Origin of the sequence: Paenarthrobacter sp. TAF1, from assembly GCF_052113825.1 — a bacterium.
GTDB lineage: Bacteria > Actinomycetota > Actinomycetes > Actinomycetales > Micrococcaceae > Arthrobacter > Arthrobacter nicotinovorans.
On sequence record NZ_JBFRDO010000016.1, the window covers coordinates 24,605 to 38,203 of the forward strand.

The 13,599-nt window shown below is 63.9% G+C and carries 11 protein-coding genes; all 11 read right to left on the bottom strand.

Annotation, left to right across the window (positions count from 1 at the left end):
- Positions 1-23: 23 nt before the first annotated feature.
- The 11 genes from AB4Y81_RS17310 to AB4Y81_RS17360 all read right to left on the bottom strand — a co-directional run bounded on the left by AB4Y81_RS17310 (position 24) and on the right by AB4Y81_RS17360 (position 13,530).
- Entirely contained in the window at positions 24-773 is a 750-nt protein-coding gene (locus AB4Y81_RS17310) for a YggS family pyridoxal phosphate-dependent enzyme (RefSeq protein WP_422758427.1), read from the bottom strand.
- Positions 766-1,479: a polyphenol oxidase family protein gene (locus AB4Y81_RS17315; RefSeq protein WP_441996343.1), complete on the bottom strand. Its 714-nt coding sequence runs from the start codon at positions 1,477-1,479 to the stop codon at positions 766-768. Before AB4Y81_RS17315 ends, AB4Y81_RS17310 begins: the two co-directional genes overlap by 8 nt.
- 25 nt (positions 1,480-1,504) lie before the next feature.
- Positions 1,505-2,725 (bottom strand): cell division protein FtsZ, encoded by a 1,221-nt coding sequence (gene ftsZ, locus AB4Y81_RS17320; protein ID WP_018779297.1) that lies wholly within the window; start codon positions 2,723-2,725, stop codon positions 1,505-1,507.
- 218 nt (positions 2,726-2,943) lie between these two features.
- A complete protein-coding gene (locus AB4Y81_RS17325; protein WP_441996344.1) occupies positions 2,944-3,927 on the bottom strand; it encodes an FtsQ-type POTRA domain-containing protein in 984 nt (327 codons plus the stop codon).
- Entirely contained in the window at positions 3,920-5,290 is a 1,371-nt protein-coding gene (murC, locus tag AB4Y81_RS17330) for a UDP-N-acetylmuramate--L-alanine ligase (protein WP_441996345.1), read from the bottom strand. Before murC ends, AB4Y81_RS17325 begins: the two co-directional genes overlap by 8 nt.
- Positions 5,287-6,402 (bottom strand): undecaprenyldiphospho-muramoylpentapeptide beta-N-acetylglucosaminyltransferase, encoded by a 1,116-nt coding sequence (murG, locus tag AB4Y81_RS17335; protein WP_441996346.1) that lies wholly within the window; start codon positions 6,400-6,402, stop codon positions 5,287-5,289. Before murG ends, murC begins: the two co-directional genes overlap by 4 nt.
- Before the next feature lie 6 nt (positions 6,403-6,408).
- Positions 6,409-7,710: a putative lipid II flippase FtsW gene (gene ftsW / locus AB4Y81_RS17340; protein ID WP_441996347.1), complete on the bottom strand. Its 1,302-nt coding sequence runs from the start codon at positions 7,708-7,710 to the stop codon at positions 6,409-6,411.
- Positions 7,711-7,712: 2 nt separating this feature from the next.
- Positions 7,713-9,302: a UDP-N-acetylmuramoyl-L-alanine--D-glutamate ligase gene (murD, locus tag AB4Y81_RS17345; RefSeq protein ID WP_441996348.1), complete on the bottom strand. Its 1,590-nt coding sequence runs from the start codon at positions 9,300-9,302 to the stop codon at positions 7,713-7,715.
- The gene (mraY, locus tag AB4Y81_RS17350) at positions 9,284-10,393 is read right to left on the bottom strand and encodes a phospho-N-acetylmuramoyl-pentapeptide-transferase (RefSeq protein ID WP_018779291.1); all 1,110 of its coding nucleotides are present in this window, start codon (positions 10,391-10,393) and stop codon (positions 9,284-9,286) included. Before mraY ends, murD begins: the two co-directional genes overlap by 19 nt.
- Positions 10,390-11,880 carry a UDP-N-acetylmuramoyl-tripeptide--D-alanyl-D-alanine ligase gene (locus AB4Y81_RS17355; RefSeq protein ID WP_416430039.1) on the bottom strand — a complete coding sequence of 497 codons (1,491 nt, stop codon included), beginning with the start codon at positions 11,878-11,880 and terminating at the stop codon, positions 10,390-10,392. Before AB4Y81_RS17355 ends, mraY begins: the two co-directional genes overlap by 4 nt.
- 6 nt (positions 11,881-11,886) lie before the next feature.
- Entirely contained in the window at positions 11,887-13,530 is a 1,644-nt protein-coding gene (locus tag AB4Y81_RS17360) for a UDP-N-acetylmuramoyl-L-alanyl-D-glutamate--2,6-diaminopimelate ligase (RefSeq protein WP_441996349.1), read from the bottom strand.
- Positions 13,531-13,599: the final 69 nt, after the last annotated feature.

A 13,599-nucleotide genomic window follows, 5' to 3' on the forward strand; every position in this document is an offset into this window, starting at 1 on the left:
CCCGTCATTCCAATACTTTGACGCTACCCCACGGCCGGACGTGAACCGAGAATATCGGAGCCAATTCTCAGGTGTGTCGCCCCGAACTTCACAGCGGCCTCCAGGTCCTGGCTCATGCCGGCGGAAATCGCCGTCGCGGACGGATGGTCGGCACGCAGTGCGGCAGAAATGCCGGCCAGGTTCGCGAACGCTTCTTCGGGGTCCGCGCCGAGTGGCGCGACCGCCATGAGCCCGCACAAACGCAGGCCGGCCGCCGACTCGATCCGGGCGGCGAGGTCCCCGACCATTGCCGGAGCGGCACCGCCCCGGTGGGTACCGGCGTCGTTCTCCAAGCTGACCTGGATGAAGCAATCAAGGTCTGCCCTGCCCGTGGCGTCCTGCTCACGGGCGACAGCCTTTGCCAGGGCATCAACCAGTTGGGGCCTGTCGATCGATTGGACCGAAGACGCATATTTGGCCACGGATTTGGCCTTGTTGCTTTGAAGCTGGCCGATGAAATGCCAGCGGATGTCCAGTTCAGTAAGCCCGGCAGCCTTTGCGGCGGCCTCCTGGTCGCGATTTTCTCCAACATCGGTGATCCCGAGGGCGGCCAACCTGCGGACATCGTCCGCGGGATGGAACTTGGTCACGACGATCAGCCGGGGAGTGTCGGAGCGGGCGGCGGCAACAGTAGCGGCCTTGATCCGGTGACTTACAGCATCGAGACGCTCCGCAAGTTCCGCAGAACGCGCGTCACCGTGCCGCGGGGCGTCGCCGTTGCCTGGGCTAGTCATGCGTCCACACCAATCCTGCGAATCGACCGGTACGGGAGTCCCTCCGGTATGAAAACAGCGAGTCGCTCTCCAACGTGCACTCCCCCAGGTACTCCACGGCAACGCCGGCAGCGTCCAACTGGGCCCGGACTCCCGCAGGCAGGTCCAGGGAGGGAGTTCCCCACGACGTGGAAGACCACGTCGCAGGAACCTTTTCCGCAACCTCGGACCGCAACTGCTCCGGGACCTCATAGCAGTTTCCGCAGATTGAGGGACCCACCCATGCCTGGATATCCAGTGCACCCCGGTGCCGCATTTCGGCCACCGTGGAAGAAACGATTCCGGCGGCAACACCCGGGCGACCGGCGTGGGCCACGGCGATAACGGGGCGATCTCCGGAGTCGATCCCTACCAGAACCACCGGTACGCAATCGGCGACCATAACCGCCAACGGTTGGGGCGCACCGTTGGGCAGTACGGCCGCAGACACCATGGCATCGGCGGTGGGCCCGGAACCGTGCGAAGCGATGAACTCCACATGGTTTCCATGCACTTGGTCCATGAATTGGAATCGCTTGGAGCCCAACCCTGCCGACTGCTCCACCCCGGTACGGCGGAGCTGCACGTCGCCGGGATTGTCCCCCACGTGGAGGGCCAGGTTCCCGGCGCCCGTATCAGTGAATGCTACTGAGACGCCGGGCCGGACCTCATCGCGCCACAAAAACACCAAGTACTTCTTCTCCGAACGTGGCTTACTTCAGGAAGTCAGGAACATCGAGATCGTCCGAGCGGCTGCCCGAAAGATCGGGCTCCACCACTGCGGGGAGGTCGACGTCGAAGCCTGAGTCCGCGGGCAACGCGGCAGGACGCTGCTGGCCCCAGTTGCTCAAGCCGGCGGCGCCGATGCCAGCCGTTGCGTGCTGCGGAGCCGCAGCGTTCGACGGCGCGCTGGACGGCGCCGCAGGGCGGTCGGCCGGTACGGGGTTCTGGGCCGGACGGGACTGGTCCATGGACGGCGAAGTGGCCTTGACGTCGTCAAAGCCTGCAGCGATGACAGTTACGCGTGCTTCGTCGCCAAGGGCGTCGTCGATAACAGCACCGAAGATGATGTTGGCCTCAGGGTGGGCAACTTCCTGGACAAGGCGGGCTGCCTCGTTGATTTCGAAGAGGCCGAGGTCCGAGCCACCCTGGATGGAGAGCAGAACACCATGCGCACCATCGATGGAAGCCTCCAGGAGCGGCGAGGCAATGGCAAGTTCCGCTGCCTTGACCGCGCGGTCCTCGCCGCGGGCCGAGCCAATGCCCATCAGGGCCGAGCCGGCACCCTGCATGACCGACTTGACGTCGGCGAAGTCCAGGTTGATGAGGCCGGGGGTGGTGATGAGGTCCGTGATGCCCTGGACACCTGAGAGGAGCACCTGGTCCGCGGAACGGAAGGCGTCAAGGACAGAGACATTGCGGTCACTGATGGACAGGAGGCGATCGTTGGGGATCACGATCAAAGTGTCGACTTCATCGCGGAGGGCGTCGATTCCGGCCTCGGCAGAACCTGCACGGCGACGGCCCTCGAACGTGAACGGACGGGTGACCACACCAATGGTCAGCGCGCCCAGGGAGCGGGCGATGCGCGCAACAACAGGGGCGCCACCGGTTCCGGTGCCACCGCCCTCGCCGGCGGTTACGAAGACCATGTCAGCGCCGCGGAGAACTTCTTCGATCTCATCAGCGTGGTCCTCGGCGGCCTGCTTGCCGACCTCAGGGTTTGCGCCGGCGCCAAGGCCGCGCGTCAGCTCGCGGCCGACGTCAAGCTTGACATCGGCGTCGCTCATGAGCAGCGCCTGCGCGTCAGTATTGATGGCGATGAACTCGACTCCCCGAAGGCCGACCTCGATCATGCGGTTGACTGCGTTCACGCCACCGCCGCCGATGCCGACGACCTTGATGACGGCCAGGTAATTCTGCGGTGCTGCCACGTTTCGTGCCCCTTGCTTGTGTCCTATAGCGAAACTGATCGAGTCCAACTTGAATCCTTGGACCTTAACCCTCTAGTTGAAGGTTATAGTTATGTCAAGTAACTCTACTGCGACGGTATTTCCTATGGTTCGCACATGCAATGACCGCTTGCGCGTGTCGTGGGAATGTCGCAAATTAAGGGCTACCGGCGGCAGTGGATTTACATCGTCAAAGCTGCCTATTTGGTGAATGGATGCCGTGGAACACTGACGTCATAGACGCTGACGGGAACCTTCGGATCGGCAGGCATCTTGAGCAGTGCCTCAAGTGCCTTCGCCTTCAGCTCCCTGTCCTCGGCATTGCCCCACACTACAGTCTTTCCGTCCACGAGTTTGAGTTCCACGGCGTCGACCGAAGCCGCAGACGCCGTCGACATCCGGGCCCGGACATCCGCAGGCAAGGTATCCAGGACCGCGGCGATCGCCTTGAACAATTCCGTATTGGTCGATCCGGCACCAGCATCGATCAACGGCAGTGCCACGGCAGAAGGATCCTGCGTCGCACCCAACTGGACCCCATCAACGTCAACCATGATGTAGGAATCGCCCTGCTTCAACAGCGCCACCGGAACACGCTCGTTGACATGCACCAACAGCCCCGACGGCGGCCGGGCCTCCATGGTTGCCGATCGGACCTGGACCAGGGGCTTAAGGAGCTCATTGATGTCCTGCTCAGTGACCTGCGGCAGCGGCTTGCCCTCGAGGCCGGACAACGCCTTCTGCACGGCGTCGGGCGTCAGCAGGGTGGTGCCGTCAACCGTGATGGTCCGTACTGCCAATACCGGCGAGAAGATGGCCCCGGCAATAAGCACGGCAATAAATGCTGTCACCACGGAAACCGTCCACCACACGATGCGGCGTTGGCGCCTGCGCTTGGGTTCGGGGAACGCAATGATGTTGTCCCCGGATGACGCAGCAGACTTGGTTGCCGTCGCGCCTGCCTTCCCGCCGGACTTCCCGGCAGGTTTTCCGGGGGCTTTGTCAGCAGTCTTCTCAGGCAACTTGCGGCCGGCTTTATCTGCCGGTTTCACGTCAGGTTCAAGATCCCGTTGCGCACTGATGATGGCGCCGGAGTCATGGCCCCCGGGCTTGGCCGAACGGCCCGCCGCAGGTTCCGGTTGGCGGGCAGCCGGCTTGAACGTGGGCTTCCGGGTGCTAGCCACCCAACGCCTCCACAATGGCGGGACCATAGGCTGTAACGTCCCCGGCCCCCACCGTGATCACCACGTCGCCCTCCGTTGCAACCGCCGCAATGGCGTCCACGGCCTCGGCCCCGGTAACCAGGCGCCCATTCGACAGCCGGTCGGAGATCAGCGAACTGGTCACGCCGGGAATCGGGTCCTCGCGCGCCGGATATATATCCAGGATCAGCGCTGTATCTGCCGCCCCGAGTGCCGAGGCAAACTCCCCGGCGAATTCCCGCGTGCGCGAGAAGAGGTGCGGCTGGAAGAGAACGTGGACTTTGTGGCCGCCGGCTACCGAACGGGCAGCAGACAGGGCGGCACGGACTTCCGTGGGGTGGTGTGCGTAGTCGTCGTAGACCCGCACGCTCCTCCCCTGCCCCTTCAGCTCGAACCGGCGCGAGGCTCCAGTGAAGTGTCCCAGCGCTGCCGCGGCAGCCGCAGGGGCCACCCCCAGTTCAAGCGCGACGGCGAAGGCAGCCGCTGCGTTGAGCGCGTTGTGGCGTCCGGGTACCTGGAGTTCGAGGCGGTGAATGTCGTTGCCAAGACCCACCGACACCTCTCCGGGTCCACCATCGTGGAGCCTGACGTCTGCGTCGGGTGACGTTCCGTACGTCAAGACCCGGGTGCTTTCCTTGGCCGCTGTTCGTTCGGCGAGTGCCAGCGCTCCGGGGTCGTCGGCGCACGCCAGCAGTACGCCGTCGGCGGGCAGCAGCGCTGCGAACGCGTCGAAGGAAGCAAAGACAGCTTCGGGTGTGCCGTAGTGGTCCAAATGGTCCGCTTCGACATTCGTCACGACGGAGATGAGCGGCTGGTAGTTCAGGAATGAGCCGTCTGATTCGTCCGCCTCGGCCACGAAAATATCCGAGGAGCCATGGGCTGCATTGACCCCAAGCGCGGGGACGTTCGCCCCAATGGCGAAGGACGGGTCCAGGCCGGCTTCCTTGAGCAGGACTGCAACCATGGACGTTGTGGTGGACTTCCCGTGCGTACCGGCTACCGTGACCACCCGGTGTCCCGCCATGGTGGCCGCCAGGCCTTCTGAGCGGTGCAGGACAGGCAGCCCGGCACTTCGTGCCGCCACGAGTTCAGGATTGTCGGCCCGGATGGCTGATCCAGCGACGATGGTCTGGGCGTCACCCAGGTTTGCCGCGTCGTACCCGACGGCGATGCGTGCTCCGGCAGCAGCCAGATCCTGCATGACTGGCAGATCCTTGGCGTCGCTGCCGCTTACGGTAACTCCACGGGCAACCATGATGCGTGCAACGGCGGACATGCCGACACCGCCGATACCAATGAAGTGGACCCGGCCGAGGGTCTCAAGGGGTGCGATGCTGGTGGTCATGCGGATACCGCTTCCAGGACGAGATCAGCCATGCGCTGATCGGCGTTTCTAATACCAAGGGCCTCGGATTTCCGGGCCATGTCGTTCAGTCGTTCGCGGTCCGAGAGCAGGGGAATGAGCTCGCGTTCCAGCCACTGCGGGTCAAGGTCCTGGTCCGCGATCAACAACGCACCGCCGGCTTCCACCAAGGGAGCCGCGTTCAGGGCCTGCTCCCCGTTTCCGATCGGCAACGGCACAAAGACCGCCGGCACGCCGACTGCTGCCACTTCGCTAACCGTTCCGGCTCCCGCGCGGGCCAGCAGGACGTCAGCAGCAGCGTAGACGTTCTCCATCCCGTCCACGTACTCAACCTGCCGGTAGCCTTCACCGGCCAGCAGGCCGCCGTCGTCGTTCTTGACGGCTTTGCCAACACCTGTGATGTGGAGCGTCTGGACCCCTGCAGCCCCGAAGGCAGGCAAAGCTGCGGCGATGGCACGGTTGATGCTGAGCGCTCCGGAAGAGCCTCCGGTCACGATCAGGGCCGGCCGGTCCGCATCGAGGCCGAGCATGGCTTTGGCAGCCGGACCCGCTGCGCTCCGGTCGAGAGTGGAGATGGCACGCCGCATGGGCATGCCTACATGGCGTGCGCCCCTCAGGCGGGTACCGGCAAAAGCCACGGCGACGTGGTTGCTGAACCGGGCGCCGACCCGGTTGGCCAGCCCTGCCTTCATGTTGGCTTCGTGGACCACGATCGGGATGCCGAGCTTCCGTGCTGCAAGGTACAGGGGGGTGCAGACGTAGCCGCCGACACCTACCAGGACGTCGGCTCGTGCGTTCTCCAGGATCCGGCGGGCTTGCTTGACTGCCCCGCCCAGGCGGCCCGGAAGCTTGAGCAGATCAACGGAAGGCCGTCGGGGGAACGGGACACGGTCAATGGTGGCGAGCTCGTAACCGGCCGCCGGGATGAGCCTGGTTTCCATTCCCGACGGCGTGCCAACAGTCAGGATGGACGCCTCCGGACGCTTTTCCCTGATGGCATCAGCAATGGCGAGCAAAGGGCTGATGTGCCCGGCAGTTCCGCCGCCTGCGAGGACGACGGACAAAGGCTTGGTCGCGTGGGAATCAGAAGTCATGAAGTGCTAGGTACGCTTTCGTGCGGGTTTGGGTGAGCGGCGCGGCAGGAATCGTGGACGTTGCTGGGGTGGCAGCTGGCCGCGGGCCAAGGACAACACTACGCCCACACCGCACAGGGACATGATCAGCGCCGAACCGCCATATGAGATGAACGGCAAAGGCACTCCCACCACTGGCAGCAACTGCGTTACCACCGCCATGTTCATGCTCGCCTGGCCCAGGAGCCACACCATGATGCCGCCGGCAAGGGTCCGTTGGAACGGGTCCGTCTGGCGGACCACGACCCGGAAAATCGCAATGCCCAGGATGGCAAACAGCACCAGGACCACAATGGTTCCCACAAGGCCGAGCTCCTCACCGATGATGGCGAAGATGAAGTCGTTGTGGGCTTCCGGAAGCCAGTTGTACTTCTGCCGGCTCTGGCCAAGGCCCAGGCCTGTCCAGCTACCCTGGGCCAGGCCGTACATGCCGTTCGTTGACTGGAAATCGAAGTCGAACTGTTCGGTGCACGTCGCGGACGCCGTTCCGAGCCATGACGTGATGCGGCAGATCCGGTTGGAGCTGCTGACGGTGGCCAGCACAGCCCCGACGATACCCACGGCGCCGGCGATGCCGAGCATGCGCCCCGGAACGCCGGCGAAGTAGAGCCCTGCGGCGGCGATGGCTGCAATGACAATGACTGTTCCGAGGTCATTACCGAGCATCACCAAACCGATGACCAGTCCGGCACCCGGCACAACCGGGATGATCACATGCATCCACCGGTTAAGGAGCTTTTGTTTCCGGGCAAGCACGGCGGCAATCCAGACACAAAGGACCAGCTTGGACATCTCCGAAGGCTGGAGCGTGACACCGCCGATGTCGATCCAGTTCTTGTTTCCGTTGACGCTGTTGCCCATGACCTGGACCAAGGCCAGGAGGACCACGACGGCGCCAAGAGCCCACCAGGAAAGTTTCTTCATCCAGTTCACGTTGGTTCGTGAAATGACGTACATGGCGACCAGGCCGACGACGCCGAACACGGCCTGCTTCAACGCATCCGCGTAGGGGGACTTTCCCTCCGAGATGGCTTCGACGCTGGAAGCGGACAACACCATCATGATGCCAATGGCCGTCAACGCCAGGGCACAACCGAGAATGAGGTAGTAAGTGGAGCTGTTGGGCGCCTTGCTTTTGCCTTCGAGGCCCTCCCAGAAGCTGCGCCAGTGCCGGCGTAACCCTTTGGGCTGCCTGGCGGCCGGGGGCGTGGCCTTGTTCTTCCCGTCCCGTGGCTCTTTGCCGCGGGTGCGGGTGGGCGTGCTGACCATTGTTACTCCTCGGTGGTCTGTGCCTGCCCTTCCACAAGCTCGCGAACTGCCTGGACGAATGCGTCGCCACGGTGAGCGTAGGAAGAGAACTGATCCATGGATGCAGCCGCTGGTGCCATGAGGACGGTATCGCCCGAGGTTGCCACTCCGGCTGCGGACGCCACGGCCTGGGCCATGATGGTCTCGCCGAAAATTGGCGAAGCGGCGTTACCGGCTGCGGTCTGCACACTCTCAGTGTCACCCTTGGCCTGGGCTATCACCGGGACATCCGGCGCGTGTCGCTGGAGGGAGGCCTCCAGCGAGGCGGTGTCGGTTCCGATGAGCACCACGGTCTTGAGCCGCCGTGCATGTTCCTTGACCAGCTCGTCGTAGTTGACGCCCTTGGACAGGCCGCCGGCAATCCACACCACGTTCTGGAAGGCCGAGAGTGCCGCCGATGCCGCATGCGGATTCGTCGCCTTCGAGTCGTTGATCCACAGGATGCCGTTGTGCTTGGCTACCAGTTGGATCCGATGCGCGCCGGGGAGGTAGTTGACCAGTCCCTGCTTCACAGCCGAGGGTTCCACACCGTAGGCCCGGACCAATGCCGCGGCGGCCAGCGCGTTGGCCACCATGTGGCGCGGGGCCACCGGGCCAAGATCTGTCATCGCGGCCAGTTCCGCTGCCGAATCCTTGCGTTCGGCGATGAAAGCGCGGTCCACCAGCAGACCGTCCACGACGCCCAGCATGCTGATGGCAGGAGTGTTGGTGGTAAAACCGATGGCCCGGCAACCCTCCACAACGTCCGCATTCTCGACCATGCGCTCGGTTTCGATTTGCTCGGCGTTGTAGATCGCTGCCTTTTGGGTGTTCTCGTACACCTTGGCCTTGTCCGCGAGGTAGGACGCATAGGAACCGTGCCAGTCCACATGGTCCTCCGCGACATTGAGGCACACACTTGCCACGGGCGAGAGCGAGTGACTCCAATGCAACTGGAAGCTGGACAGTTCCACAGCAAAGACGTCATAGTCCACCGGGTCCCGCAGGGCGTCCAGGATCGGCGTTCCAACATTGCCGACCGCGATGGCCTTCAAGCCGGCAGCCTGCAGCATTGACTCGGTCATCCCCACCGTGGTGGTTTTGCCGTTGGTGCCGGTGATGGTCAGCCAGTCGGTGGTCTTGCGCCCTTCACGGACCCGGAGACGCCACGCCAATTCGACGTCGCCCCACACGGCGATGTGCTTGCGCTTGGCCGCCGCCAGCAGGGCTTGATCCGGACGCCAGCCGGGAGAAGTTACCACGAGGTCGGGCAGGCTGTCCTCAATCAGCGGGAGGGTGCTGACAGCGTCCTCCCCCAGCAGGACGTCAACGGCGCCGACGATTTTCAGGGTGTCTGCCTGAGCTTTGGCTTTGTCGGTGGTTGCGGCGTCCACCACTACTACCTTGGCTCCGAGCTCAATCAGGGTGTCGGCAGCGGAAAAGCCGGACAGGCCGATACCCGTCACCACGACCCGCAGCCCGCTCCAGTTGGAATCCCAGCTGGTCAGCTCCTTGAGCCGGTCGGATGAAGAGGACATGGTTCCAGGGGTCTCGTTCACAGCAGCACCACCCATTCAGCGTAGAAAATTCCCAAACCTGCGGCCACGAACAGCCCGGCGAGGATCCAGAAGCGGACCACCACGGTGACCTCGGCCCAGCCCTTCAGTTCGAAGTGGTGCTGGAGCGGGGCCATTTTGAACACCCGTTTACCGCCTGAGAGCTTGAAGAAGCCCACTTGGATGATGACCGACAGGGTAATGAGCACGAACAGGCCGCCGATGAAAGCCAACAGCAGCTCCGTCCGGGAAAGGATGGCAAATGCTGCCACGGCTCCGCCGATTGCCAGCGAGCCGGTGTCGCCCATGAAGATCTTGGCCGGTGACGTATTCCACCAGAGGAACCCGACCAGGGCTGCGCTGAGGATGGCCGCGAGCAAGGCCAGATCCATGGGGTCGCGGACCTGGTAGCAACCGCTGCCCGCTTCCTTGGGTGAACCGCATGCTTGGTTGTTCTGCCAGATACCCATGATGGTGTAGGCGCCGAAGACCATGATGGATGCTCCGGCGGCCAGCCCGTCCAGGCCGTCTGTCAGGTTCACGCCATTGGTTGCTGCCGTGATGATCAGGTTGGACCAGACAATGAACAAGATAGCGCCCAGTACTGTCCCGCCGAAGGCGAGATCCAGCCAGGGAATATCCCGCACCAGCGAGATCTGCGTCGAGGCCGGACGGAGCCCGTCCTCATTCGGGAACTGCAGGACGAGCACGGCGAAGATGATGCCAACGGCTGCCTGGAGGATGAGTTTGGCTCGGGCGTTCAGGCCCAGGCTGCGTTTGTTCGAGATCTTGATGTAGTCATCCAGGAATCCCACGAAGCCCATGCCGACCATGAGGAACAGCAGAAGAAGACCTGACGCCGATGGCCCGGCGGACCGCGGGTTCATCATCCACATGATCAGGTGCGTCACAAAGTAGCTGATGAGCACAGCCGCCACCACGACGGTCCCGCCCATGGTGGGGGTGCCGCGCTTGGTGTGGTGCGAAGTGGGGCCGTCATCGCGGATGAACTGCCCGTAACTCTTGGCTACCAGGAACCTGATGAAGAGGGGTGTGCCTATCAAGGCCACCAGAAGGGCGACGCCGGCGCCGATCAAAAGTGCAATCACAGCTGCTCGTTCCCTTCGCTTGCGGCAGCTTCAGCCGCGCTTTCTCCGGTGGGCTCGGCCCGTGGAGGTAATGCTATCCGATCCCCCAAGTGCCTGAGCCCCACACCATTGGAGGACTTGAACAACACGAGGTCGCCTGGTCTGAGTTCGTTCTGCAGGAGTTCGTATGCTTCCTCCACAGTCTCGGTGAAGGAACATTCATCCCCCCAGGAGCCTTCCTGGATGGCAGAGACATAGAGGGCGCGGGCTTCGCGTCCCACCACCACCAGCCTGGAGATGTTCAGCCGGACCACCTGAGTGCCAACCGCAGTGTGTTCGCGGATGGAGTCTTCGCCCAGCTCGAGCATGGCGCCAAGGACAGCCCAGGTCCTCCTGCCTTGTCCAAGGTCTGCAAGAGTGCGCAGAGCAGCGCGCATGGATTCCGGGTTCGCGTTGTAGGCATCGTTGATGATGGTCACGCCGTCTTCACGTTCTGTTCGCTCCATGCGCCAACGGCTGGCTGCCGACTGGGAGCTGAGTGACGAGGCGATGTCGACGGCTGGAATCCCGGCCGCAAAAGCCGCTGACGCAGCTGCGAGCAGGTTGGTCACGTGGTGGCCACCGATCAGGCGGCTCCGCACCGGAACAGAAGGGCCGCCGTCGGGAAGTATGAGGTCGAAGTCGGGGAAGCCCTGGTCGTTGACCACGACGTTGCGGGCTTCCACCTCTTCGGTGGTAGCGGGCGAGGCCGTGAACCCCAGGACCTTGGCCTTGGTGCGGGCGCGCATGGCAGCTACGCGGCCGTCGTCGAGGTTGATGACCGCAGTGCCGTTTTCGCTAAGGGCTTCGACCAGTTCACCCTTGGTTTTGGCGATGTTCTCCACACCGCCGAATTCGCCGGCATGGGCGGTCCCGACTACCAGGACTACACCGATGTCCGGCTTGACCATCTCCGCGAGGTACTTGATGTGGCCCAGGCCGGTGGCACCCATCTCGATGACAAGGAAGCGCGTATCGGTGTCAGCGGCGAAAACCGTGAGCGGAACACCCACCTCGCCGTTGTACGAACCCTGTGGCGCCACAGTGGCGCCTGCCGTCGACAACACGCCGGCAAGGAGATCCTTGGTGGTGGTCTTGCCGGCTGAGCCGGTGATTCCAACAACCGTGAACTGCTCGCCGCGCTGTTCGCGGTCGGCCCGGATGCGCCGGACCGCTTCAGCCGCCAGGGCGCCCATGGCCAGGACAGCGTCATCGACCACGACGGCGGGATATGGGCTGCCGTGGGCATCGGTCACCTCACGTTCGGCGAGGACCAGAACGGCGCCACGCTCAAACGCGGCATCGACGAAGTCGTGGCCATCGGCGTGCTCGCCGGGTTTGGCCACGTACAACGAGCCGGGCGTCGCCTCCCGTGAGTCAGTAACCACAGAGGAGGGCACGATGCCCGGATCTCCGGTCAAACGGCCATGGGTGATGTCGGCGATCTCCGCCGCAGTAAGTGCAATCATCTCGGTTTAGGACTCTATCCGCTGGTCGGATGRAACGCTGAATCCCTTGGATGTCAAGGCGGCCCGCAACTCGACCCTGTCGTCCAGGGCGAGGTTTACGCCTTGTACTTCCTGCCACACCTCGTGGCCGCGTCCTGCGATGAGGATGGTGTCCTTCGCCGTCGCCAGGTCAACGGCGAGGCGGATGGCAGCATCCCTCGGGTAGGACTCGATGATCTCGCTGCCCAGGTTCTCTCCCTCCCGCGCAGCAAAGGCGCCCGCCAGCACCTCAGCGCGGATGGCGGCGGCATCCTCATCGTGGGGGTCGTCATCGCTGATAATCACGACGTCGGCCAGACGGGCCGCGATTGCGCCCATGGTAGGCCTTTTGCCTTGGTCACGTTGTCCTGTGGCGCCAAAAACCACGATGACGCGCGACTCTTCCTCCGGTGACCGGACCGCCATCAGTGCACGGGCCAGGGCATCAGGATTGTGGGCAAAATCAACAACGGCGGCGGGCTCCGTGGAGACGAGCTGCATGCGCCCGGGAACAGCAACCGTAAAAGGATCGTGGGCATCCAAGGCGTCCTGGAGCTCGGATTCATTCACCCCGGACGCCAGGACCATGACGGTAGCCAACGCCGCGTTTGCCACGTTGAAGTCGCCCGGCAAGCCGGTGTGGACCCGCAAAGTCCGGCCGTCCGTGTGGTGCAGTTCGAATTCCGAACCCAACCCGCGCGGGTTGATGGACGCGACGTGCCAGTCAGCGTCCGGGGCGCCACTGGAAGAAGCCGCTGAAAGCGTGGTGACCGGAATATCCGCCAGGCCGGCAAGCTTGCGGCCCCATTCGTCGTCGACCGTGACAACAGCCTGGCGTGCACGTCCGGCGGTGAAGAGTTCGGCCTTGGTGTTGAAGTACTCCTCCATGCTGCCGTGGAGGTCCAGATGGTCCTGGGTGAGGTTGGTGAATCCAGCGACGTCGAACATGACAGAGTCCACCCGGCGGTAGGAGATCGCGTGCGATGAAACCTCCATGGACGCCGCGTCCAGGCCCCGCTCCCGCATCAATGCGAGCAGTGCGTGGACATCCGGGGACTCCGGGGTGGTCAGGAGGCTCGGGATGGGTTCTCCCCCGGCCACTATCTCGATGGTCCCGATCAGGCCCGGCTGCTTGCCCAAGGCACGCAGCAGCGAGTTGATGAAGTAAGTGGTGGTGGTCTTGCCATTGGTCCCCGTGACGCCGAAAAGCGACGGGAAGGCCGCATCCTCCGGTTGGCTGCGATAGATCAGCGCGGACAAAGGCCCGACGGCGGCCCGCGGCTCCGCAATGATGAGGACAGGGACGGGCTGCTCCGTTGCCAGCGCAAGCTGGCGTGCACCGGCGTCGTCCGTAACCACTGCGACGGCACCGGCCTCCACGGCCTGGGGTACGAAATCGGCACCGTGGCGCGTGGCGCCCGGCAGGGCCATGTAGAGATCGCCCGGTTCAACGGCACGGGAATTGAGCGTGATGCCGGTGACGCCAAGGTCCTGGCTGCCGTCAGGGGCCGTTACTCCCAGCGCTCCCGCTATGGCCGCCAGGGGCACCGCAGCAACGGATGCGGGACGGAAAGCTGACCGTCCGGCATCCGGCGTCGCGGTATTGGAAGCTGCCTCTTTGTGCTCTGACACGTGGTTCTCCGTTGGTGCTCGTGGAACGACCGGCCGGGGGCCAGCGGCGCCCGGGCCGTTAGTGGTGGA

Coding starts and splice junctions, on each gene's coding strand:
- AB4Y81_RS17310 (WP_422758427.1), bottom strand. CDS start 773: ATGACTAGCCCAGGCAACGGCGACGCCCCGCGGCACGGTGACGCGCGT.
- murC (WP_441996345.1), bottom strand. CDS start 5,290: ATGACCACCAGCATCGCACCCCTTGAGACCCTCGGCCGGGTCCACTTC.
- murG (WP_441996346.1), bottom strand. CDS start 6,402: ATGACTTCTGATTCCCACGCGACCAAGCCTTTGTCCGTCGTCCTCGCA.
- ftsW (WP_441996347.1), bottom strand. CDS start 7,710: ATGGTCAGCACGCCCACCCGCACCCGCGGCAAAGAGCCACGGGACGGG.
- murD (WP_441996348.1), bottom strand. CDS start 9,302: ATGGGTGGTGCTGCTGTGAACGAGACCCCTGGAACCATGTCCTCTTCA.
- AB4Y81_RS17355 (WP_416430039.1), bottom strand. CDS start 11,880: ATGATTGCACTTACTGCGGCGGAGATCGCCGACATCACCCATGGCCGT.